The sequence below is a fragment of the Mucilaginibacter rigui genome (assembly GCF_014773275.1).
GTDB lineage: Bacteria > Bacteroidota > Bacteroidia > Sphingobacteriales > Sphingobacteriaceae > Mucilaginibacter > Mucilaginibacter rigui_A.
Window position 1 is genome coordinate 184,786 of sequence record NZ_JACWMW010000002.1, and the last position, 20,220, is coordinate 205,005.

Here is a 20,220-nt window from a genome sequence, read left to right on the forward strand (position 1 = left end):
TATGATTCAGGTGATGAAATTACCAATAAAACAGTAATTGTTGTCTATCAATTTTATTACAAAAGCAATGGTCTTATTTGCCTGCTAATCATAACTATGCCTGCCCAGGTCATACTCCGATTGCGCGGTGATGATCTGCTTTCGCCGCGCAATATCGGCATCCAGGCCATGGTTGTACGTATTGTCGGTAACTGCAATATCCCGGTCTTTATCTTTTTCGGCAAAGTAGATATTGGCCTCGCTTATCTTTGCCAATGCTGTATCATATGGCCCTTTGGGCGACATCAGCTTTACAAAAACCGGCAAGCATTCAAAAAGGATAAACAAGTATCCGATGAATGATATGGCCATATAGGTATCCAGATCGCGCGAACCATCAACATTGTAAGATAGTTGGCCAAGTGCCCAGTTACGATCGGCGAAGCCCGCTACGTTGGCCAGGCTATCCAGCTGTGTTTCACTGAACAGTCGGGTCGCGTTAAGGCCTTCATAATCCTTACGCTTGCTCAGGTACTGATCCATTTGCCCCAGGTTTTCGGTAACGGTTTTTAACCTGTCCTCCTTTTCCTGTAATACCTGCGCCTTTTGCTTGGCATAAGTGCCATAGCCGGTTATACCAGATGTTTGATTGGTTTTATCGCCAAAAACTTCCTGGTTTAATTCGTAACGAGAGCGGTTAATATCGCGCTCCAATGAATCTTTTTCTTTCTTTAGATCGTTATTTTTAACAAGCTCCTGTCCATATTTTTGCTGATAGGTTTTTTGCAAGGTATCTATCTTGCTATGCTGGCCTTTTAAATAGGCCGTTTTTAGCTTGGTGCGGATCTCTTTATCAAAAATCTTCAACTCCAGCGGGCGGGATATCACCACCCCTATCATGATAGCCAATAAAATACGGGGCGTAGCCTGCAGTATCTGCTGGTTCATGCTGCCTTCTTTGTTGATGCTTGATACGATGTACCTATCCATATTAAATATGGCGGTGCCCCATATTAACCCAAAAAGTATAGCAAAGCCAACCGCGAATGCATTACCGCTGAATACGAAGTACATAGCGTACCCGCCGGATAATGATGCAAATAATGCTGTGAAAAATATGGTGGCACCTATGCCCACATATTTGTTATGTTCTATAGGGTATTTTTTCAGCGTGTCCACGTGCGCACCGGAACAGAACCAAAAAAACCTGGTTACTTTCTTCATGAAGTTATGATGTAATAATTTACACTTATTAACATAAAACGCACTTGGCTACTGTTTGTTACAGATTACACGTAAATATTTAATACAGAAAAACATACCTTTGGCCTATAAATACATTAAGATGAAAGAAATAAGCGTACAGGAACTTAAAGAAAAGTTAGATAAAGGCGAAGATCTTCAACTGATAGACGTTCGTGAGGATTTTGAATTCGAAACATCAAACATTGGCGGGCAGCATATCCCGCTGGGCGGCATTTTAATTGAGGCTGAAAAAATATCGCACGATAAACCTGTTGTGGTAATGTGCCGCAGCGGTAAACGCAGTGCGGCAGCTATTATGCAGTTAGAGGCTCAGGGTTATACCAACTTAAGCAATTTACAGGGCGGCATCTTAGCCTGGAAAGCCGAAATTGATCCCGAACTTAACGTTTACTAATATGGGCAAAAAGGTAGCGCTTAACGTTTTTTATAACATCATAATATTTTTATGCTTGTTATTTATTTATAAAGGCTTTGAGCTTGCCCGGTACGAATACGTTTTAGCCGGCGCATTTATTGGGGGTGTGTTTATCACCCTCAAACTTAAACTGATAAAAGAAGTAAAAAGCTCTCAGAAACCCTGAGAGCTTTTTATGCTTAAAGGTGTGTTGATTATATGGAAAATGAAATCGGGCCATTTGAAGAAAACGTTTATAAGTGGTTCTTCAACAACAAAATCACCATAACAGTAAGCGGATATATTCTCGCTATTATTTTAATCGTATGGGCACATAAAGTTGACCCAATTAGTTTAGCAGGCCCCGGATTAGATTGTTTAGTTTACCCTATAGTTTTAATTTTCAGCGTAGTTTCTTGCATAAAATCGTTGAATAAAATCACGGACAGTAACAAAACATATTTTCCGCTGGTTATCACAAACATAGTAGGTTTAATAAGTATAATTATGCTGTTATTTATAGCCTAACTACTTCCCCGGCACCTTTAACCCTAACGCCTCTATATATCCTTTGTTAGGGATGCAATTTGCAAACTTGCTGTTCTCTAAAAACCCCCAAAGGGCTTTCTTAATTTTTTCCCTGTCGGCGGGGGCTGCCTTGCGGATCTCTTCAAAACTGCCGCGTGGCTTTTCGGTGTAGGCGATGATCTCGTCGTAACCATCGGGCTCGTTAAAGCTGGTGATGCCTTTCAGATTATCGAGTTTTTTGTAAGGCCAGTAATGCCAGCCGATGTTGTTCTTTTCGCAAAGGATCTTAAAATCTCTCACCCACTCATCGGTATTTTCGCCGGTTTCGCCAACGTAAATGGGCACGTTATACTTATCGCGGTAGTCAATGTACTCCTGTATTACATCCTGTTTAACATCTGTCCAGTATTTGTGGAAGGTGTAAACGCTTTTGCTATCGAAGGGTTTACCGAATACTTTAAAGTTGCTATCCCACTGGGCGCCGCCAATAAACACAATGTGGTTTTTATCAACTGTGCGCACTGCCGCGGTTATTTCTTTAAAAGTGGGCTCCAGATGCGGGTTAAGGGCCTTTACATCAAAATAATGTGCTATGGGTTCGTTCAGCAGGTCGTAGCCCATCACAATGGTTTCGTTTTTATAGTGGTTGGCTATTTTACGCCAGATATCCGAAGTTAACTTACGGCTTGCCGCACTGGTGAACAGGAACGGGTAACCGTTGCCATCGTCGATATTATCGCCGGTTTGGCCGCCTGGTGCGCAATGCATATCCAGTATCACGTACAGGTTTGCTTTTTTACACCAGCCTATAACTCTATCAAGTAGTTCGAAACCCCGGTTGGGGTTGTTCTGGCCCATATAGTCCTCGTAGGTAAAAAGCTTATAGTTGAATGGGATACGGATAGAGTTCATGCCAGATGCCTTCAGGAATTTAATATCCGCTTCGGTGATGTAGGTATCCTGAAAAGTACGCCAAAAAAGTTTCATCTCTTCGGGGCCAACCAGCTCGGTCAGGGCTTCGTTTATTAAGCGTTGCGAGTTAACCGTTTTAAATTTAAACATATACCCCTCGGGTACCAGCCAGTTGCCCAGGTTAGTCCCGCGGATCAAGAATGGCTTGCCATTGGCACCTATTATTTCTTTACCTTTTACGGTGATGAATTTTGGTACCTGCGCCGCTGCTGTAAACATTACCGCAGCCGAAAGCAGCATGGTTGTGATGAGTTTTTTCATTTATTTAAATAAAGCATTTGGTATATACGCCAATTGGCAAAGCGTGTTAAACAAATGTAACTGATATTCTATTATCATTTAGCATTTGTACCTGTATGCCAATATTACGTATTTTGTGAAACAACACCATAAGGATGACCAAACTATTCATCAAAACGTTTTTGCTGTTTTTTATAAGTTGCGCCTTATTCGTCTCGGTAAACGCGCAAACCGTAACCGTGGCTATAGCGGCCAACCTGCAACCCGTGATGAAAGACCTGAAAGCAGATTTTAAAACCCGTACGGGCATAAGTATCGATGTGATATCGGGCGCATCCGGCAACCTGAGTACGCAGATCCGCCATGGGGCACCTTATGATGTGTTCCTATCTGCTGATAAAGGCTTCCCGCAGTCCTTGCAACAGGATGGGTTTACCTTAAAGCCATCTGTTGTTTATACACAAGGCATACTCATCATCTGCAGCACGCAAAATTTTGATCTTACCCAATGGGCTCCGCTTTTACAGGGCAATACCGTTCAAAAAATAGCTATTGGCAACCCGGCCATTGCACCCTACGGCAAAGCCGCGCAACAAGCCCTTACCAAAGCAGGCGTTTATACTCAAGTGAAGGATAAGATCGTTTTCGGCGAAAGCATCAGCCAGGTAAATACCTACATTACTACCGGTGTTGTGCAGGCAGGTTTCACTACGCTATCTTTAATAAAGGATGATGCCAAAAAGCCGCGGCTATACTATAAACTGATAGACGAGAAAACATACGCACCAATAGAACAGGCTATGGTATTGTTAAAACATGCCAGGGCAAACACCGCCGCCGAAAAGTTTTACCAATATATTTTAAGCCCGGCCGCCCAAGCCATATTTAAGGCCTACGGCTATCATACCAAAAACTAATGGATCTTTCACCAATTTGGCTCACCCTAAAATTAGCGGCTATCACTACATTGATATTGCTGCTGATTGGCCTGCCGCTGGCCTGGTGGCTGTCAAAAAAGCGGTCGTTGGCGAAGATCGTTATCGAAGCTATCATCACCATGCCTTTGGTTCTTCCGCCATCAGTTTTGGGGTTTTATTTGCTGCTGGCATTTAGCCCGCAGCATGGGCTTGGGCACTGGCTACAGCAAACGTTTGATGTGCAGTTCGTGTTCTCGTTTAAAGGCCTGGTTTTGGCATCCGTTATTTACAGTATGCCTTTTATGATCAGTCCGGTTAAATCGGCGTTTCAGCAATTACCGGCATCGTTATCGCAGGCATCGTACACGCTTGGCAAAACACAATGGCAAACCTTTTGGCATGTGCTGCTGCCCAATATCAAACCATCATTATTAACCGCAACTGTTTTAACCTTTGCGCATACCCTTGGCGAGTTTGGCGTGGTGCTGATGATTGGCGGCAACATCCCGGGTGTTACGCGGGTAGCATCCATAGCGGTTTATGACTCGGTTGAGCAGCGCGATTATGCATCGGCCAATAACTATTCGCTTATACTGTTCGCCATAACGTTTGTGATGGTATTGAGCGTGTTTATTTATAATAAGTACCAGGCCAAAAGCCCCTTAGAATGATAGCAGTTAACATTGAGAAAAAACTAAAGGCCTACAATGGCTTGCAGCTACTGCGGATAAAAAAAACTTTTTTACCGGGCGGCATCACGCGTATCACCGGCCCATCCGGTGCGGGGAAAACAACGTTTTTGAAAATGATAGCAGGCTTGGTATCGCCAGACAACGGAACCATAAAAGCTAATGATACAACCTGGTTTGATGCCTCGCAGAAGATGAACCTGGCGCCGCAACTGCGCAGGGTTGGGTTTGTTTTCCAGGATTATGCGCTGTTCCCCAACATGACGGTTAAACAGCATTTGGAATATGCTACAGATAATGCGGATTGGATAAACCGATTGTTAACTATCGGCGGACTGGAAACATTTGCCAGCCATAAACCCGATCATCTTTCAGGCGGGCAGCAACAGCGACTGGCCATTATGCGTGCACTGGCCATTAAACCTAAACTACTTTTAATGGACGAGCCGTTTTCTGCATTGGATGTGAAAATGAAATCGGCATTGATCAAAGACCTGCAAGTGCTGTTTAAAGAGCTTGGCACAACTGCCTTAATTGTAAGCCATAACCCGCAGGAGTTGGATGGGGTTAGCAGGGATGAGTTGGAGATAGGATAACCCACAACTGTTATTGCGCGTACGAAGCAATCTTCGACATGCTTGTAGCCGACTTTTCTATCGAAGATTATTAATGAGCTTATTTTTTCTTTATGGAATTAATGAGCTCCCTTCGGTCGGTTGTCCACGCTACGCTCGCAATGACGCGCGGAGCAGGTTTCTATCCTACTGCACCTGGCTCACCACTATTTTATCAAGATTATGCAGATACCTGCGGCCCGTTTTAAAATCGGTGGCGGATGTCATCTGCATGCTTTCGGGCATTTTATCGGCTTTAATGCCGTTCTTTTCCATAATGATGTACACATGGTTGCCTACTTCGGTATTGTACAGTTCGTTCCATGAATAAACTACTTTATAACCATCACCACCGGTGCAAACAAAGTAAAAACGACTCAGCAATTTAGGGCTGCTGGTTTTGAATTTAGTATGCGATAATACGTCTTTCAGCAAGATGCCTTTCAATTGGTCGTCCTGATGTTTAAAGGCGCCGGTATGGTCGGTTACCTTAATATCGCCAATGGGGCTAATGGTATACTGTTTAAGCGAATCCAGTGTGATAACAGATCCCTTCTCCACATCGCCGGAAATGGTAAATTTTAAAGTTTGCTGGTTTTTTTCCTGAGCGAAGGCCGCACCGGAGCCGAGTAAAAGAAACAGTAGTATTTTTTTCATGATAGCTAAATAAAAAAGCCCGGGGCCGCATAAGCAACCCCGAGCAAATTAGTAAATAAGTGTCGTTTTATTAAAGCGCCGCCAAAATATCTTTTACCGATGCGCGCTTGCTATAGTCCTTATCAAAATGTACAAAGGCAATTTTGCCTGCGCTGTTTATTACATACGTAGCGGGTACGGGCAAAACATTGTCGGTATTGCCGTTGGCTTTGGTCATATCTAATCCATATCCTTTGTATTTGCTAACGGTGGCATCATCCATAACATAGTTTACACCGTAGCTTTTCATAATGTTGTAGCCCTTATCCTGCACTATAGAATATGTGGCTTTTGTTTTGGCAATGGTTTTATTAATGTTCTCGGCTGTTTCAGGGGTTACCCCAATCACATAAGAATTTTTGCCGGTTAGTAGTTGTAACGAATCCTGTATGTGCTGCATTTGCTTGTTGCAGTACGGGCACCACTGCCCCCTGTAAAAAAACAACACCACCGATTTTCCCGTTTTAAGCACCGCTTTCAGGTCAACCGTTTTACCGGAATTATCCTTCGCCGTAAAAAAAGGAGCTGTATCTCCTTTTTTTAACCCGGCTTGCGCCATAACATGTACCGAAAATACAAGCGCTGTAGCTGCTAATATATATTTCTTCATTATGTTTAAAATTAACTTTGTAAATAAGGCGGGGGCCATTCAATTCCCCCGCCTTCAACACAAAACTTACCCCTGCGGATAATTACATTTTGCTACCCATTTTATCAGCGTCCATTTTTGATGGCTCCATTTTAGATGGTTCCATCTTATCCATTTTCTTCTTTTTCATCTTCATATCCTTCTTTTTCATTTTGTCCATCTTTTGCATTTTGCCGGTATCGCTAACGGCGGTAACTGATGGTGAAGAATGACCGATGGTGCCTGCCGCGCTCAGGTTAAGGCTAAAACATAATGCAATAGCGCCTGCTAACATGGCGCCTTTTAAAACTGATCTGTTGTTCGTTTTCATTTTTTACGTTATTAATTTGCCTGCTTCGTCGCAGGTAATTCGTAAACCTTACAAGCGGTGGTTAACTTTTATTCAGTTCGTTATCTATCCGCACTTTTAATTCCTCTTTAAAATCCTCATCCAGGCGGATGTTTGCAGGCGGGGTACTGTTTAGTATTTGCTTTACCATCAAATCAATTTTGCGGCTTTGTTGTATGTACAACCGGCACACACCGCAGGTAACCAGGTGCATACGCAGCTCCAAATTCTCCTGCACGGTAAGCGGCTTAACCATCCGCTTTTCTATCATGAAGGTGGCCTTGCGGCAGTTGTAAAGTATTTTTAAAAGCTTATTCATATTACATCCAGTTTTTTTGAAGACAAGCCCTCAGGTTTAACTTAGCACGATGGATGATGACCCAAAAATTCGACGCGCTTATTTTCAATTCGGCACAAACTACATCGGTTGTTTCATCATCCATATGTTTCATGGTAAATACCGATAGCCACAGTGCAGGTAGCTTTTGCATGCACTTTTGCAGTATGTGGTTAAATTCCTTATTCACCAATGGGTCTATATTATCAATACCGAAATGCACGGGCCAGTGTTCCTGGTGCCAGTGCCCTTCTTCGTTCCAAAAAAATTCAGTTTCCCCCGCTTCCGTATCATTTATACTTAGCGTTTTAAGTCCCTTTGTTTTTTTACGATAGGTATCGATGATCTTATTCCGCAGTATTGCCGTAAGCCAGGTGCGCTCCGAGCTTTTGCCTTCAAACTTGTGCATCCCTTCAAGCGCGGCCAAAAAGGTTTCCTGTACCAGGTCGCGGGCCTGTTCTTCATTATTTACCCGCGTAATGGTGTAAGCGTATAAATAATCGGCATGTGCATTAACCCACTCATGGGGTTTAAGCGGTGTTCGTTCGGCAATTATTTCTTTATTATCCATAGTAAACGCGTGTTAGTCGTCCAGATATTTAACTCCTTACAAGGTTTTCTTATTTTTAATTGATGGCCGATATTTAAAAAGCCTCATCTCCATTAAGCACATTTACGTATATTTAACTAAACCCTGTTTCTAAATATAATTATTTCTTGTAAGGATTTGAGGCAACAGCCTACTAAGCCTCGAAAGGAACCACCAACATGAAAAATATAAAAGTATATGCTGTCATCTTATGCCTTGCTATCACAGCCCTGGTATCGGCAGCATTTATCAAAATAAACAGGGTTAAACCGGCTATTATTACTGGCGAAGATGGTTTTGCGGTAGTAGAACTTTTTACATCCGAAGGCTGCTCCAGCTGCCCTCCTGCCGATGAGTTACTTGCCAAAGTACAAAAAGAAACCGCCGGTAAACCTGTTTATATTTTGGCTTACCACGTAGATTACTGGAACCGTTTAGGATGGAAAGATGTTTTCAGCAAGGCTGAGTATAGCCAAAGACAAAGCGCTTATTCGAAATGGTTAAAGCTAAGTGGTGTGTACACCCCGCAAGCTGTTGTTAACGGCCTAACCGAGTTTGTGGGTTCGGCGCAAGGCACATTGCATAACGCTATAAATACGGGTTTAAAAAAAGAAGCAAAAGCCCGGGTAACTTTAAGCAATGTGGTTATTAACGGGCACAATGCTACACTAAAGTACAATGCTACAGGCTATACTGATAATACAACCCTGCAACTGGCGCTTGTTCAAAAAAACGCAGTAACTAATGTTAAAAGCGGAGAAAATGGCGGGCATACACTTTCGCATATTCAAATAGTAACTAATTTTAAAAGCATCCCGTTAGGTAAAAATAAAGAGGGCGAAAGCAGCATAGCTTTGCCTGGCACTTTTTCGGCACCGGGTTACGAGTTGATCGCATTTATACAAAATGCCGGCACCGGCGAAATTACCGGGGCCACACGCGCACCGTTCTCAACTACTGTTACAGCAAGCAATTAATACAAATGAAAACCATAAAAGAGAAACATTCCTTAGCCATGCGATGGTGCCATTGGGTAAATTTCCCCATACTCACCATTATGATATGGAGCGGGATGCTTATTTACTGGGGCAACGACACTTATACTTTCGGCCTGTTCGGGCATACGTTTTTTAGGTTTTTCCCAAAATGGTTTAATGATGCTCTTAATATCCCCGGCCGGTTGGCAGAGGGTATGGCATTCCACTTTTTGTTTATGTGGTTTTTTACAATTAACGGGGTGGTTTACATCCTGTACACCGTTTTCTCGGGCGAGTGGCGCGAGCTGGTGCCCAAACGCAATTCATTTAAAGAAGCCTGGCAGGTACTGCTGCATGATCTGCACATCCGCAAAATAGCCCCGCCTCAAAATAAATACAATGCCGCGCAACGCATCGCCTATACGGCTATCATTGTTATGGGCATCGGTTCGGTTATAACCGGGCTGGCCATTTATAAGCCGGTACAGTTTAATACCCTTACCTGGCTTTGCGGCGGCTATCATGCAGCCCGGATCGAACACTTTGTACTCACCATTGGCTATGTATTTTTCTTTATCGTCCACGTGGTGCAGGTAGTGCTTGCCGGCTGGCGAAACTTCCAGTCTGTTATTACGGGTTTCGAGGTAGTGAACGATAAGCCTCAACCTGTTATTAAACCCACCGCCGATGAAAAGTAACCCAAAACCTAAAAAGGTAAAAAAGCCGTTAACCATTGAGCAGAAAATAAACCGGCGCACATTTATCTCGTTCGGTACCTTTGCCGTGCTATCCGGCGCGGCCTACGGCGGCTGGAACTGGCTTAAAAATTCGCCCAAAGAAATGCGCACGGTTACAGCCGGGGCAAAAGTGCCTTTACGCAGGGCGCTTAACAAAACCGAACTTTTCTTTCGTAATTTTTTTAGTAATAATAACCTTGTAAAAACTTACCCAAAAGAACGTGCTGCAAAAGTGGTGCGCTATAACAGCGGTATAGGGTTGCAAACAGAACCCGATATAGAAAGTTGGAGACTACAGGTAAAAAAGCAATCGGGCGAGGTATTGAATATTACCCTGGATGAACTTAAGAGCTTACCTAAAACCGAGATAGTTTTTGATTTTAAATGCGTGGAGGGGTGGGACCAGATCTCGCACTGGGGCGGTGTAAAGTTCAGCGATTTTATACATCACTTTAAACTGGATGACCAGGCCAAACTGGATTATGTGGGTTTGGTTACCCCCGATAAAAAATATTACGTTGGCCTTGATATGCCCAGTGCCATGCACCCCCAAACCCTGCTGGCTTACGAAATGAACGATAGGCCATTGACACCCAAACACGGCCAGCCGCTACGCCTCATCATCCCCGTAAAATATGGCATTAAAAACCTAAAGTGTATTGGCGCCATGAGCTTCAGCAACCAACGCCCGCCCGATTATTGGGCCGAGCAGGGGTATGATTATTACTCGGGCCTATAACTATTTACATACTGTAGCGATAAACCGCTCAACCACATAAGTAGATAGCTGCCCGCCGGGGCCGTTAAGGTTATAATCGAACCCGTGAGTTGCCCACGGCAGGTTAAGGTAGTAATGCTTGATGCCGTTCTGCTGTAGCTTCTTATCCAGCTTTTGGCTGTGGATGGGTGATACAAGTACATCGTTATCTCCATGGATAATAAGCGTGGGTACCGTTTGTCGGTTAACAAACTCGATAGGCGAACTGGCAATGTATTTATCGGGCACGGCCTTATAGGTCCCGCCCAGGTAACGTTCCATCACCGCGCGCGAATCCATCACCAGTTTACTTGCCGGTGCCGAGTAGCCCCAAACCATATCGGCAGGGCCATAAAAATTTACAACACCTTTCAGGCCGTTTTGAGGGCGGTTATAGGCCGATAAAAGTGCAATTTGAGCCCCTGCAGAGCGACCTAAAAGCACAAAATTACCGGTATCGATGTTCAGTTTACCGGCGTTTTTACGCAGATAGATAAACACCTTATCCACATCATCCACCGCAACCGGCGATTGGTATTGGGGCGCCAGATGATAATTGATAGACGCTACATTATAGCCTTCGGCGGCCAGGTAGCTGTTCAATTCGGGCAGTTGTTTGCTGTCGCCACTGCTCCACGACCCACCGTGTACTACGATTACACAGGGCCTTTTACCCGCAAAACGAGCGGGGTAATAATCAAGCGTTTGCTCAACATCGCTCCCGTAAGTAATTGTTTTATAGCTATATAAATTTACTTTCGCGGTTTTAAACAACTTAAAAAAGCTAAATGCCGGTTGGTTGTTATCGCCGTTTATAATGGTGCTGCCCGGCCCAAAGGCGTTAACAAAATCCTGCTTTACGGCTGATGCAGCAATATAAGCCCTTACTATTGGTGATGCAAAAAGCAGCAAAGCCAATACGCCTATTAGAGTCAATGTAAATTGATACTTTTCTACCCAAACCAATGTGACAAGCAACACACCGGTAATGCCGATAAATATCAGCGGGAACTCAGATACCGCTATAGCCAGCAGCCATAAATGATACGTTGGCGCTTTAAATACGGTAAGTAACGAAGCAAGTAATAGCACAACGAGCAATATCAGCACAATCATGCTTTTTGTTTTTGGTACATGCTTCATATACGATGAATGAGTGTTTTTTGATTTAATGTAAACATATATATTTAACACTACACGCTCTAAAATAATTGATAGCTTTGGCTATCGCCCCATGAAAAAACTAAAGCAAATTATAGAACAGGTTAAAACCCTGATAGCCGAAAACAAGCCCGACGAACTGAACACAATGCTTTGGCAATTGATCTGCTATCCACCAAAAATACCCTTGCGGTTACACCAGGAACAACTTTTTAGTGAGGCGGAGAAATTTACCGTTACGGTCAACGACCCTTATTTTACCAACCAGCAACTCAACATAAACGGCTTTAAATGGGGCACCGGCAGCCATAAAGTTTTACTCAGCCATGGCTGGGGCTCAAAGGCCGCCGATTTTGACGGATTGATCAATGCGTTGCGGGAAAATAAAGATTTGCAGATCGTCGCATTTGATGCACCCGCTAACGGCAGTTCGGATGGCGATCTATCCAACCTGTTGCTTTTTGCAAATGCGGTTAAAGCGGTGATAGCCGCAACAGGAGAACCGGATATTGCGATTGGCCATTCCTTTGGCACCATGGCCAATGTTTCGGCATTAACAGAGCTTCATATTACCCCGATGCTGCTGGTCAGCATTGCGCCGTTTATACTCTTGCAGGAGAATTTTATAAGAAGCATGACAGCGGTTGGTGTTCCTGCCGATGCGCAACAGGCTTTTCTCGAGGATTTTAAATCGCGCTATGGCATCTACCCATCAGAATATGCTATGCAAAAGCTTTACACTTTTGATGACACACTTAACCATTGGCTGGCCTATGATGACCACGACGCTATGCTGCCCGATGCCTATTTACAGGATTTCCTGAAAGCACACCCAACCATCAAAACAAAAAACTATAGTGGGGCCGGGCACGAACGCGTCATCAAATCGGCAGAGTTGATTGCGGATGTTATGGAGCAGGTGAACGGCGTTTTGTAGGCAACTAATTACCAAACCAGCGAGCTGCCTTCGCAAGGGCGCGTGGTTTTCCTTAACTTTAACCCTATGTTTGACCAGCCCACCTACGACGATAAAACCTTCGAGAAATTAGTACTTACAGATGGCATTACCCGCAATAAAGAGTTTCAAAGCTGCACTTTCCGTAACTGCGATTTCAGCAACAGCACTTTTATCCGTAACAAATTTTTAGAGTGTACTTTCGAGGAATGTAACCTATCTATGGTGAACTTCGAGGCATCAACTATGAATGATGTGGTGTTTAAAGGCTGCAAACTTTTAGCGGTAAACTTCAGCAAATGCGAGGATTTTTTATTCGGTGTTGGTTTTGATGGCTGTATACTGGATTACGCTTCGTTTGCCGGTAAAAAGATGGTTAAAACAAAATTCAAAAGATCATCCCTTAAAGATGTTAGCTTTAGCCAAGCTAATTTAACCGGCTCTGTTTTTGACGAGTGCGACCTGCTCGAAACCGTATTTAACCGCACCGACCTTACCTCCGTAAATTTCACCACCGCCTATAATTATATCCTCGACCCGGAACTGAACATCCTTAAAAAAGCGGTGTTTGCTATGACCGGGCTGGAAGGGTTATTGACTAAGTATGGGATAAAGGTGGTATAATCTCCGCCATACATTGCGATGAGCCTTAAACAAGAAGCCCGGTTACTAATGTAACCGGGCTTTTTCTATCTTGATTCTTGACTCTAAATGTCTTGATTCTCTAAAAACTATACGTGAAAGTTATTCGCTTTAATATAGTTGTAGCTTTTGGTGATGCTCACAAACGGATCACCGGGGCAAATATCCTGCTCGTTAAAGAAGTACTTTAAACCCGATTCTTTTGCGTGGGCGAAGATCTTTTTGAACGGGATAACACCGTTACCAACTTCGGTAAACATTTGTTTTGGGGTATTATCCATATCCTTTACGTGCCATAGCGGGAAACGGCCCGGGTGTTTTTTAAACATCGCAATAGGGTCTTGCTTGGCCCTGTACATCCAGTAAATATCCATTTCCATTTTCACCAGGTCGGCATCTGTACTGCTCAGCAATACATCATATGGGTACTTGCCATCCTGCGATGCAAATTCAAAATCGTGGTTATGATAACAAAGTTGTATACCTGCTTTTTTTGCAATCTCGCCGCCTTTGTTCAGTTTATCAGCAGTTTCTTTATAATGGTCAAGGCTTCCGCGTTCGCTATCCAGCAGGTAAGCGCAAACCATGTATTTAAGGCCTACAGCGGCAGCATCGTCAACGGCTTTTTGCCAATCGTTAGTAATGGTACCTTTGGCATTAGGCATACCTTCGCCCAGCATAAAGTGGCCGCTTGGCATGATAAGGCCATTGTCGGTTAAAACCTTTTTAAACTCGGCAGGTGCCATTCCGTAGAATTTTTGGGTGCCGGTATAAGTAGCGCCTTCAACCGAGTTAAAGCCCACCTTGGCAACTTTAGCCAGGGTAGCAACCGGGTCTTTAGCCATTGCATCGCGTACGGTATAAAGTTGTACGCCTACATATCTTTTTTTATGTGCTGCAAATAATTCAGGAGCCATTAACAGGCCGGCCGATAGCATTGCGCTGCTTTTCAGGAACGATCGTCTTGATGTCATTATCTGGTTATTTTAATTGGTTTGTGTAAATGTAACACATTGACTATACAAAACAAATAGACCTGATAATTATTACAAGGTTTAATTAGCCGCCGGCCGTGGTGGCTTTTTCTTACCAAAACGTTTGGGGTTGCGTTTTCCATCCCTGTGCTGCCCCGGTGCAGAACTATGCGGCCGGTCTTCTTTCGGTGGCGCCTCAATGCTCTTCAGCTCTTCGGGCAGTTCTTTTTGGGCAATAGGTTTCTCTATGAGGTCCTCAATACTTTTTAAACGTTTCAGGTCGCGGTTGTTCACAAAGGTTATAGCTGTGCCTTTAGTAGCAGCACGCGCTGTACGGCCAATGCGGTGTACATAATCTTCTGGATCGCCGGGTACATCGTAGTTAACAACCAGGTCAATACCTTCCACATCAATACCACGCGATAGTGCATCGGTACCAATAATTACGGGTAACTGCTTGTTCTTAAAACGTAAAAGTATCTCTTCTCGCTCGCCCTGTTGCAGGTCTGAGTGGAAAGCCGCCACACTGATATGCGCCGCCTTTAATTCTTTATAAAGCGATTTTACAATTTCCTTACGGGATGCAAAAATGATAGAGCTTAGGTAGCCGCCATCCTTTAAAAGCATTTTTAATAATGGCGTTTTTTGCCCATCGTGCAGTTTGTAGATCTGCTGATCTATACCGGCCGCCGGTTGCGATATGGCAATATTAACCTGTTGCGGGTTGTTTAAAATAGCCTTAGCCAGCGTACGGATCCTGCCCGGCATGGTAGCCGAGAACAGTAACGTTTGGCGTTTTTTCGGCAGGTAACCAATAATGCGCATAATATCGTCAGAGAAACCCATATCTAGCATGCGATCGGCCTCATCAAGTATCAGGTGCGTTATTTTATCAAACTTTAGCACACCCGATGTAAGGTGGGCTATAAGCCTGCCCGGTGTGGCTATAATAATGTTTACGTTGTTTTGTATGCCACGGCGTTGCTGCTCGTAAGCCATCCCATCGCCGCCGCCAAAAACGGCCTGCGAGCTGATGCCGGTAAAGTAGGCAAGGCCTTCTACCTGCTGGTCTATCTGCTGGGCAAGCTCGCGCGTTGGGGCAAGCACCAATGCCGTAGTATGATGGTTATGTGTATTGGCTATATGGTTTAGAACCGGTAGCAGGTATGATGCTGTTTTGCCGGTGCCTGTTTGCGCACAGGCTATAAGGTCGTCGCCATTCATAATAACCGGTATGGTCATTTCCTGTATGGGAGTTGGGGTGGTGTACCCCATGCTTAAAACGCCTTCTAAAAGTTGTTCGTTGAAATTAAAATCCTGAAAAGTCACTTATCTAATTAAATGTAAAGATGCAAGTTAGGCATTTTTACGGGTTATACTATTGTTTACTTTATTATGATGAAGTATCTCATAATTTTGACCCTGCAAAAAAGACAGTAAAAATTACTGCTTAAAGAAAACTATTTTCTTGCCGGATCATTTATAAGTATTCGTTATTTCATATGTTTAAACACCTTACATCCTCCGTTCAAATCCGTTTTATAACCATACTTCTGCTCATTTTATCCGGCAGGGGCAGTTATGCCTCAATAATTGATACAGCCACAAACCATGCTACTGCCGATACGGGCAAAGTTGCTACGCGCATCATTAACCGCGATTTTAACAACATTTATGTACAAAACCTAAAGCCATCTTTTTTTGGCCAGGAGCTTTTTCAGCCGGTTAAAACAAAATTGGTGGGCGATATTAACGCGCATTTTGTATTGTTCAATACCCCAACATCACGTTTCTTTTTTGATGTATCGGCGAGGATAAAAGTACGCCTTTTAGCACAATATGGCGAACCCGTAAAATCCCCCAGTTACATGCCAAGTGGTAACTTGTATTACCGGCTAAACAGCGATGCCTACAAACCTCAGTTTCTGCAATTGAGCTATACCCACCACTCCAACGGCATCCGCGGGTCAACCTTGCTGCCTGATGGCTCTTTTAACCGCGACAGCGGCAAGTTCAGCACCGATTTTTACTCGCTTAACTATACTATTGGCAAACGGGTAGACAAAACCAATACCATTGATAATCACTATAGCACCATTGGCGTCGAGCTTCACCGGGGTTTATTTGGTAATGATGCTGCTTTGGGCCTGCCCGGCCATTACGGTTTTGTACGTGTAAATGGTGGTTATATTTATAACATTGCTAAAAAGTACCAGGATGATATCGACCCTGGTAAATCATCTTTTAAAAATTGGCAGCGTATCCAGTTCGATTTCACCTACATTGCCGATAAATACAATGGCTATAATGCCTTTAACCTAAAAAAACGCCTTAACGTAAGCCTGAAGTATTATTACCAGTTCCCTTTTATGCAAAACGTTTCGTTTATTGTGGGAGGTGGTTACCGTGGGCAGGATGATTACAACATTTATTTTGAAGATAGCTACGCATACGTACAGTTTGGTATAGCATCGGGCTTAAACTTTTTATTCCATAAGAATTAACATTCTCTTCATATCGGTAAAAATTTTGATTGATATATTGCGTTACTATAGCATCAATTAAAATAAATACTACTTTTAGCCTTTGTAATATTAACAAGTGTGCGCCCCCCTGCGCTGCTAAATCTGATAACCGAATGAAAAAACTAATTTTGAGCGCGCTGGCTGTTGCAGCGTTACAGTATTCATCAATGGCACAAACCATAAAATTATTTGATGGCAAAACTACTACCGGCTGGCATGCTTATTTACAAAAAGACGCAGGCCCATGGAGCGTTGTTGACGGAGCCTTACAGTTTGACCCTAAAGCACCAAACTCGGCCGACCTGGTAACTGATGGCGAATACGAAAACTATGACCTTTCTGTAGACTGGAAAATCGCCGAAGGCGGTAACAGCGGGATCATTTTTGGCGTGCATGAAGACCCCGCATTAGGCGCAACCTATCTTTCGGGTATCGAGATGCAGGTATTGGATAACGTAAAGGCAGAAGATAACAAAAAACCCAGCCACCTGGCCGGTTCATTATATGATTTAAAAGCGGCCCCTGCCGACGCAGCAAAGCCTGCCGGCCAGTGGAACACAGCCAGGATCCGCAAAGATAAAGGCCACCTCACTTTTTGGCTTAACGGTAAAGAAACTGTTGACGTACAAATTGGCAGCCCCGAGTGGACAGAAATGCTGAACAACAGTAAATTTAAAACCTGGAAAGATTTTGCTAAATATCCAAAAGGCCGCATCGCCCTGCAATCGCACGGTGCTGTTGTAGCATACAAAAACATCAAACTTAAACAACTGTAATTTACCTGAGAACAACCTAATTCTTTATAGTTCGACATATAAATGGAAGATATTCAGATCAAAAAGTCCGGCACCGTTTACGACGCAATTGTAGTTGGTTCTGGCGCAGGCGGCGGCATGGCCGGTTACGTACTGGCCAATGCAGGCCTTAAAGTGCTGATGCTTGAAGCAGGCGCTTATTTCGACCCGAAAACAGATTCGCACCAGTTAAAATGGGCGTGGGAATCGGCCCGGCGTGGTGCCGGCACAACCCGCCCGTTTGGTGATTTTGATGCGGCCTACGGCGGCTGGGAACTGGAGGGCGAACCTTACACCCAAAAAGACGGTACCGAATTTGCCTGGTTCCGCTCGCGCATGCTGGGTGGCCGTACCAATCACTGGGGGCGCATCTCGTTACGCATGGGTCCTGAGGATTTTAAACCAAAAGACGGACTTACCGATCCGTGGCCCATCTCGTATTCAGACCTGAAACCTTTTTATGATAAGGTTGACCGTATGATAGGCGTTTACGGAACTGTTGAAAATATTGAAAGCGAACCCGATGGTATATTTTTGCCCCCGCCAAAACCGCGTTTAAATGAGCTTTTTATTAAACAAGGCGCAAGCAAAGCGGGTGTAAAAGTTATTACCGGCCGTGGTTCGGTATTAACCGAGGCTTTGCCCAATAATAAAGACCGTGGCGCATGCTTTTTTTGCGGGCAATGCGGCAGGTCATGTAAAGTATATGGCGATTTTTCGGCATCATCATGCCTGGTTATCCCGGCTATAAAAACCGGCAACCTAAAAGTAATAACCAACGCTATGGTGCGCGAGGTGCTTACCGATAAAGAAGGCCAGGCAACAGGCGTATCATACGTAAATAAGGACGACTTGCAGGAATACCAGGTAAATGCCAAAATAGTAATACTTGGCGCCAGTGCCGGTGAAAGCGCACGATTGCTGCTCAACTCAAAATCGGCGGCTCACCCGGGTGGTTTGGCCAACAGCAGCGGCGTGGTTGGTAAATACCTGCATGATAGTACCGGCTCGGGCGCAGGTGGTTTCCTTCCGCAACTGATGGACCGTAAGCGTTACAATGAAGATGGTGTGGGCAGTGTGCACATTTACTCGCCGTGGTGGCTTGATAATAAAAAACTAAACTTCCCGCGTGGATATCATATCGAGTACGGTGGGGGTATGCACATGCCATCATACGGTTTTGGCGGCGGTATACAGGATATGAACGGCGCCGTACCGGGCCGCGATGGCAAAAAGAAAGACGGCGGCGGCTACGGTGCATCATTAAAAGATGATTACCGCAGGTTTTATGGCACACAGGTTGGCATGGCCGGCCGTGGTACTGCAATTGCCCGTGCCGATAACTATTGCGAAATTGACCCTAACGGTGTGGTTGACAAATATGGTATCCCGGTATTGCGTTTCCACTACAAATGGACCAACGACGAGATAAACCAGGCCAAGCACATGCAGGAGACCTTCCAGGAGATATTGCATAACATGGGGGCTATTTACGGCGAAATGCAAGGCAAAGATACCAATTATGGCTTAGAAGCACCCGGCAAGATCATCCACGAGGTGGGTACCGTGCGCATGGGCGACGATCCAAAAAAATCGGCATTGAATAAATATTGCCAGGCGCATGATTGTAATAACCTTTTTGTGGTTGATGCCGCGCCATTTGTGCAACAAGGCGATAAAAACGCAACCTGGACCATACTTGCATTAAGCATGCGTACCGCAGAATATATTTTATCACAACGTAAAAAACTTAACGTATAAGGCCATGAACAGACGCGAATCCCTTAAAGCAATAGGTTTAGGAACTTTAACAACCGGGCTTTTAATAGGCGTTGGTTGCAAACCGGGCGAAAAAGCTGCCCCAGAGGTTACTAATGGAAAAGCAGCCGCAGTACCCGGCCGCATGCCCGAAGAAGTAGAACGTGAAAATAAGATCAAGGCCGAAAAGTATTTTGATGAGCACGAAATGGCTACCATTACCATACTGGCCGATATTATTATCCCTAAAGATGCGCACTCGGGCAGTGCATCTGATGCGGGTGTACCCGCCTTTATTGAGTTTATTGTAAAAGATATCCCAAGCCACAAATTACCTATGCGCGGCGGCCTTAAATGGCTGGATATGCATTGCCTTAATACCTATGGCAATCCATTTATTAAGTGTAGCAGCAAGCAACAAACAGAAGTGCTTGACCAAATAGCTTATCCGTATAAGGCCAAACCAGAAATGGCGCAGGGTGTAGCCTTTTTTAACCGCATGCGCGATCTGACAGCCTCTGGCTTTTGGAGCAGCGAAATGGGCACCAAAGATATTGGCTATGCAGGTAACGCCCCCAACAAATGGACAGGCGTACCAGCCGACGTATTAAAGCAATACGGAATGGAAAACGTAACGATATAAAAAATGAAAGCGCTCTGAAAGGGGCGCTTTTCTTTTTAACAATATTATACGTTTAAGGAGGCTCCGCTGGAGCCCGCAGCTTATCCCCACTTATCTATA

25 protein-coding genes are annotated in these 20,220 nt (G+C 44.3%); 15 read left to right on the plus strand and 10 right to left on the minus strand.

What is annotated here, in order from left to right; translation table 11 throughout:
* Nucleotides 1-84 precede the first annotated feature (84 nt).
* Nucleotides 85-1,203, minus strand: coding sequence for a DUF4407 domain-containing protein (locus IDJ75_RS07870; protein ID WP_191175086.1), 1,119 nt, complete (start codon nt 1,201-1,203; stop codon nt 85-87).
* A gap of 121 nt (nt 1,204-1,324) precedes the next feature.
* On the opposite strand from IDJ75_RS07870, the gene IDJ75_RS07875 reads away from it, so the two are divergent.
* From IDJ75_RS07875 to IDJ75_RS07880, 3 genes are read left to right on the plus strand one after another with little or no spacing between them, the layout of a single operon-like run.
* Entirely contained in the window at nt 1,325-1,639 is a 315-nt protein-coding gene (locus tag IDJ75_RS07875; RefSeq protein WP_191175087.1) for a rhodanese-like domain-containing protein, read from the plus strand.
* A gap of 1 nt (nt 1,640) precedes the next feature.
* A complete protein-coding gene (locus tag IDJ75_RS21455; protein ID WP_224746536.1) occupies nt 1,641-1,826 on the plus strand; it encodes a DUF6358 family protein in 186 nt (61 codons plus the stop codon).
* 32 nt (nt 1,827-1,858) lie between these two features.
* The gene (locus tag IDJ75_RS07880) at nt 1,859-2,167 is read left to right on the plus strand and encodes a hypothetical protein (protein WP_191175088.1); all 309 of its coding nucleotides are present in this window, start codon (nt 1,859-1,861) and stop codon (nt 2,165-2,167) included.
* Here IDJ75_RS07880 and IDJ75_RS07885 read toward each other — a convergent pair whose 3' ends face one another.
* Nucleotides 2,168-3,400, minus strand: a complete 1,233-nt coding sequence (locus tag IDJ75_RS07885; RefSeq protein ID WP_191175089.1) for a glycoside hydrolase family 5 protein — start codon at nt 3,398-3,400, stop codon at nt 2,168-2,170.
* A gap of 134 nt (nt 3,401-3,534) precedes the next feature.
* Here IDJ75_RS07885 and modA point away from each other — a divergent pair, with 134 nt between their 5' ends.
* From modA to IDJ75_RS07900, 3 genes are read left to right on the plus strand one after another with little or no spacing between them, the layout of a single operon-like run.
* A complete protein-coding gene (modA, locus tag IDJ75_RS07890; protein ID WP_191175090.1) occupies nt 3,535-4,296 on the plus strand; it encodes a molybdate ABC transporter substrate-binding protein in 762 nt (253 codons plus the stop codon).
* Nucleotides 4,296-4,967 (plus strand): molybdate ABC transporter permease subunit, encoded by a 672-nt coding sequence (gene modB, locus IDJ75_RS07895; protein WP_191175091.1) that lies wholly within the window; start codon nt 4,296-4,298, stop codon nt 4,965-4,967. Before modA ends, modB begins: the two co-directional genes overlap by 1 nt.
* On the plus strand, nt 4,964-5,581 hold the full coding sequence (locus IDJ75_RS07900; RefSeq protein ID WP_191175092.1) for an ATP-binding cassette domain-containing protein: 618 nt from the start codon (nt 4,964-4,966) through the stop codon (nt 5,579-5,581). The genes modB and IDJ75_RS07900 overlap by 4 nt, the downstream gene beginning before the upstream one ends.
* A gap of 165 nt (nt 5,582-5,746) precedes the next feature.
* On the opposite strand, the gene IDJ75_RS07905 is transcribed toward IDJ75_RS07900, so the two are convergent.
* The 5 genes from IDJ75_RS07905 to IDJ75_RS07925 all read right to left on the minus strand — a co-directional run bounded on the left by IDJ75_RS07905 (nt 5,747) and on the right by IDJ75_RS07925 (nt 8,180).
* On the minus strand, nt 5,747-6,256 hold the full coding sequence (locus IDJ75_RS07905) for a molybdopterin-binding protein (RefSeq protein WP_191175093.1): 510 nt from the start codon (nt 6,254-6,256) through the stop codon (nt 5,747-5,749).
* 70 nt (nt 6,257-6,326) lie between these two features.
* Nucleotides 6,327-6,905, minus strand: a complete 579-nt coding sequence (locus tag IDJ75_RS07910) for a peroxiredoxin-like family protein (protein WP_191175094.1) — start codon at nt 6,903-6,905, stop codon at nt 6,327-6,329.
* A gap of 82 nt (nt 6,906-6,987) precedes the next feature.
* Nucleotides 6,988-7,254: a hypothetical protein gene (locus IDJ75_RS07915; RefSeq protein ID WP_191175095.1), complete on the minus strand. Its 267-nt coding sequence runs from the start codon at nt 7,252-7,254 to the stop codon at nt 6,988-6,990.
* Between the two features lie 61 nt (nt 7,255-7,315).
* A complete protein-coding gene (locus tag IDJ75_RS07920; RefSeq protein ID WP_191175096.1) occupies nt 7,316-7,591 on the minus strand; it encodes a hypothetical protein in 276 nt (91 codons plus the stop codon).
* Nucleotide 7,592: 1 nt separating this feature from the next.
* Nucleotides 7,593-8,180, minus strand: a complete 588-nt coding sequence (locus IDJ75_RS07925; RefSeq protein WP_191175097.1) for a sigma-70 family RNA polymerase sigma factor — start codon at nt 8,178-8,180, stop codon at nt 7,593-7,595.
* 197 nt (nt 8,181-8,377) lie between these two features.
* On the opposite strand from IDJ75_RS07925, the gene IDJ75_RS07930 reads away from it, so the two are divergent.
* From IDJ75_RS07930 to IDJ75_RS07940, 3 genes are read left to right on the plus strand one after another with little or no spacing between them, the layout of a single operon-like run.
* Complete coding sequence (locus tag IDJ75_RS07930; RefSeq protein ID WP_191175098.1) at nt 8,378-9,175, plus strand: DUF1223 domain-containing protein; 798 nt, start codon at nt 8,378-8,380, stop codon at nt 9,173-9,175.
* Nucleotides 9,176-9,180: 5 nt separating this feature from the next.
* Entirely contained in the window at nt 9,181-9,873 is a 693-nt protein-coding gene (locus IDJ75_RS07935; RefSeq protein ID WP_191175099.1) for a cytochrome b/b6 domain-containing protein, read from the plus strand.
* The gene (locus IDJ75_RS07940) at nt 9,863-10,651 is read left to right on the plus strand and encodes a molybdopterin-dependent oxidoreductase (RefSeq protein WP_191175100.1); all 789 of its coding nucleotides are present in this window, start codon (nt 9,863-9,865) and stop codon (nt 10,649-10,651) included. Before IDJ75_RS07935 ends, IDJ75_RS07940 begins: the two co-directional genes overlap by 11 nt.
* Here IDJ75_RS07940 and IDJ75_RS07945 read toward each other — a convergent pair whose 3' ends face one another.
* Nucleotides 10,652-11,812, minus strand: coding sequence for an alpha/beta hydrolase (locus tag IDJ75_RS07945; protein WP_224746537.1), 1,161 nt, complete (start codon nt 11,810-11,812; stop codon nt 10,652-10,654).
* Nucleotides 11,813-11,903: 91 nt separating this feature from the next.
* Between IDJ75_RS07945 and IDJ75_RS07950 the strand changes: the two genes are divergently transcribed.
* Together IDJ75_RS07950 and IDJ75_RS07955 are read left to right on the plus strand one after the other, a co-directional pair.
* Complete coding sequence (locus IDJ75_RS07950; RefSeq protein WP_191175101.1) at nt 11,904-12,767, plus strand: alpha/beta fold hydrolase; 864 nt, start codon at nt 11,904-11,906, stop codon at nt 12,765-12,767.
* 66 nt (nt 12,768-12,833) lie between these two features.
* Nucleotides 12,834-13,409 (plus strand): pentapeptide repeat-containing protein, encoded by a 576-nt coding sequence (locus IDJ75_RS07955; RefSeq protein ID WP_191175102.1) that lies wholly within the window; start codon nt 12,834-12,836, stop codon nt 13,407-13,409.
* Between the two features lie 107 nt (nt 13,410-13,516).
* Here the strand turns inward: IDJ75_RS07955 and IDJ75_RS07960 are convergent, their stop codons facing one another.
* Both IDJ75_RS07960 and IDJ75_RS07965 read right to left on the minus strand, forming a co-directional pair.
* The gene (locus IDJ75_RS07960) at nt 13,517-14,401 is read right to left on the minus strand and encodes a TIM barrel protein (protein WP_191175103.1); all 885 of its coding nucleotides are present in this window, start codon (nt 14,399-14,401) and stop codon (nt 13,517-13,519) included.
* An 81-nt stretch (nt 14,402-14,482) separates the two neighbouring features.
* Nucleotides 14,483-15,730, minus strand: coding sequence for a DEAD/DEAH box helicase (locus IDJ75_RS07965; RefSeq protein ID WP_191175104.1), 1,248 nt, complete (start codon nt 15,728-15,730; stop codon nt 14,483-14,485).
* A 173-nt stretch (nt 15,731-15,903) separates the two neighbouring features.
* Between IDJ75_RS07965 and IDJ75_RS07970 the strand changes: the two genes are divergently transcribed.
* From IDJ75_RS07970 to IDJ75_RS07985, 4 genes are all read left to right on the plus strand, one after another.
* The gene (locus tag IDJ75_RS07970; protein WP_191175105.1) at nt 15,904-16,905 is read left to right on the plus strand and encodes a hypothetical protein; all 1,002 of its coding nucleotides are present in this window, start codon (nt 15,904-15,906) and stop codon (nt 16,903-16,905) included.
* Between the two features lie 134 nt (nt 16,906-17,039).
* Nucleotides 17,040-17,702 carry a 3-keto-disaccharide hydrolase gene (locus IDJ75_RS07975; RefSeq protein WP_191175106.1) on the plus strand — a complete coding sequence of 221 codons (663 nt, stop codon included), beginning with the start codon at nt 17,040-17,042 and terminating at the stop codon, nt 17,700-17,702.
* 42 nt (nt 17,703-17,744) lie between these two features.
* A complete protein-coding gene (locus IDJ75_RS07980) occupies nt 17,745-19,481 on the plus strand; it encodes a GMC family oxidoreductase (RefSeq protein ID WP_191175107.1) in 1,737 nt (578 codons plus the stop codon).
* Nucleotides 19,482-19,485: 4 nt separating this feature from the next.
* Complete coding sequence (locus tag IDJ75_RS07985) at nt 19,486-20,121, plus strand: gluconate 2-dehydrogenase subunit 3 family protein (protein ID WP_191175108.1); 636 nt, start codon at nt 19,486-19,488, stop codon at nt 20,119-20,121.
* Nucleotides 20,122-20,220: the final 99 nt, after the last annotated feature.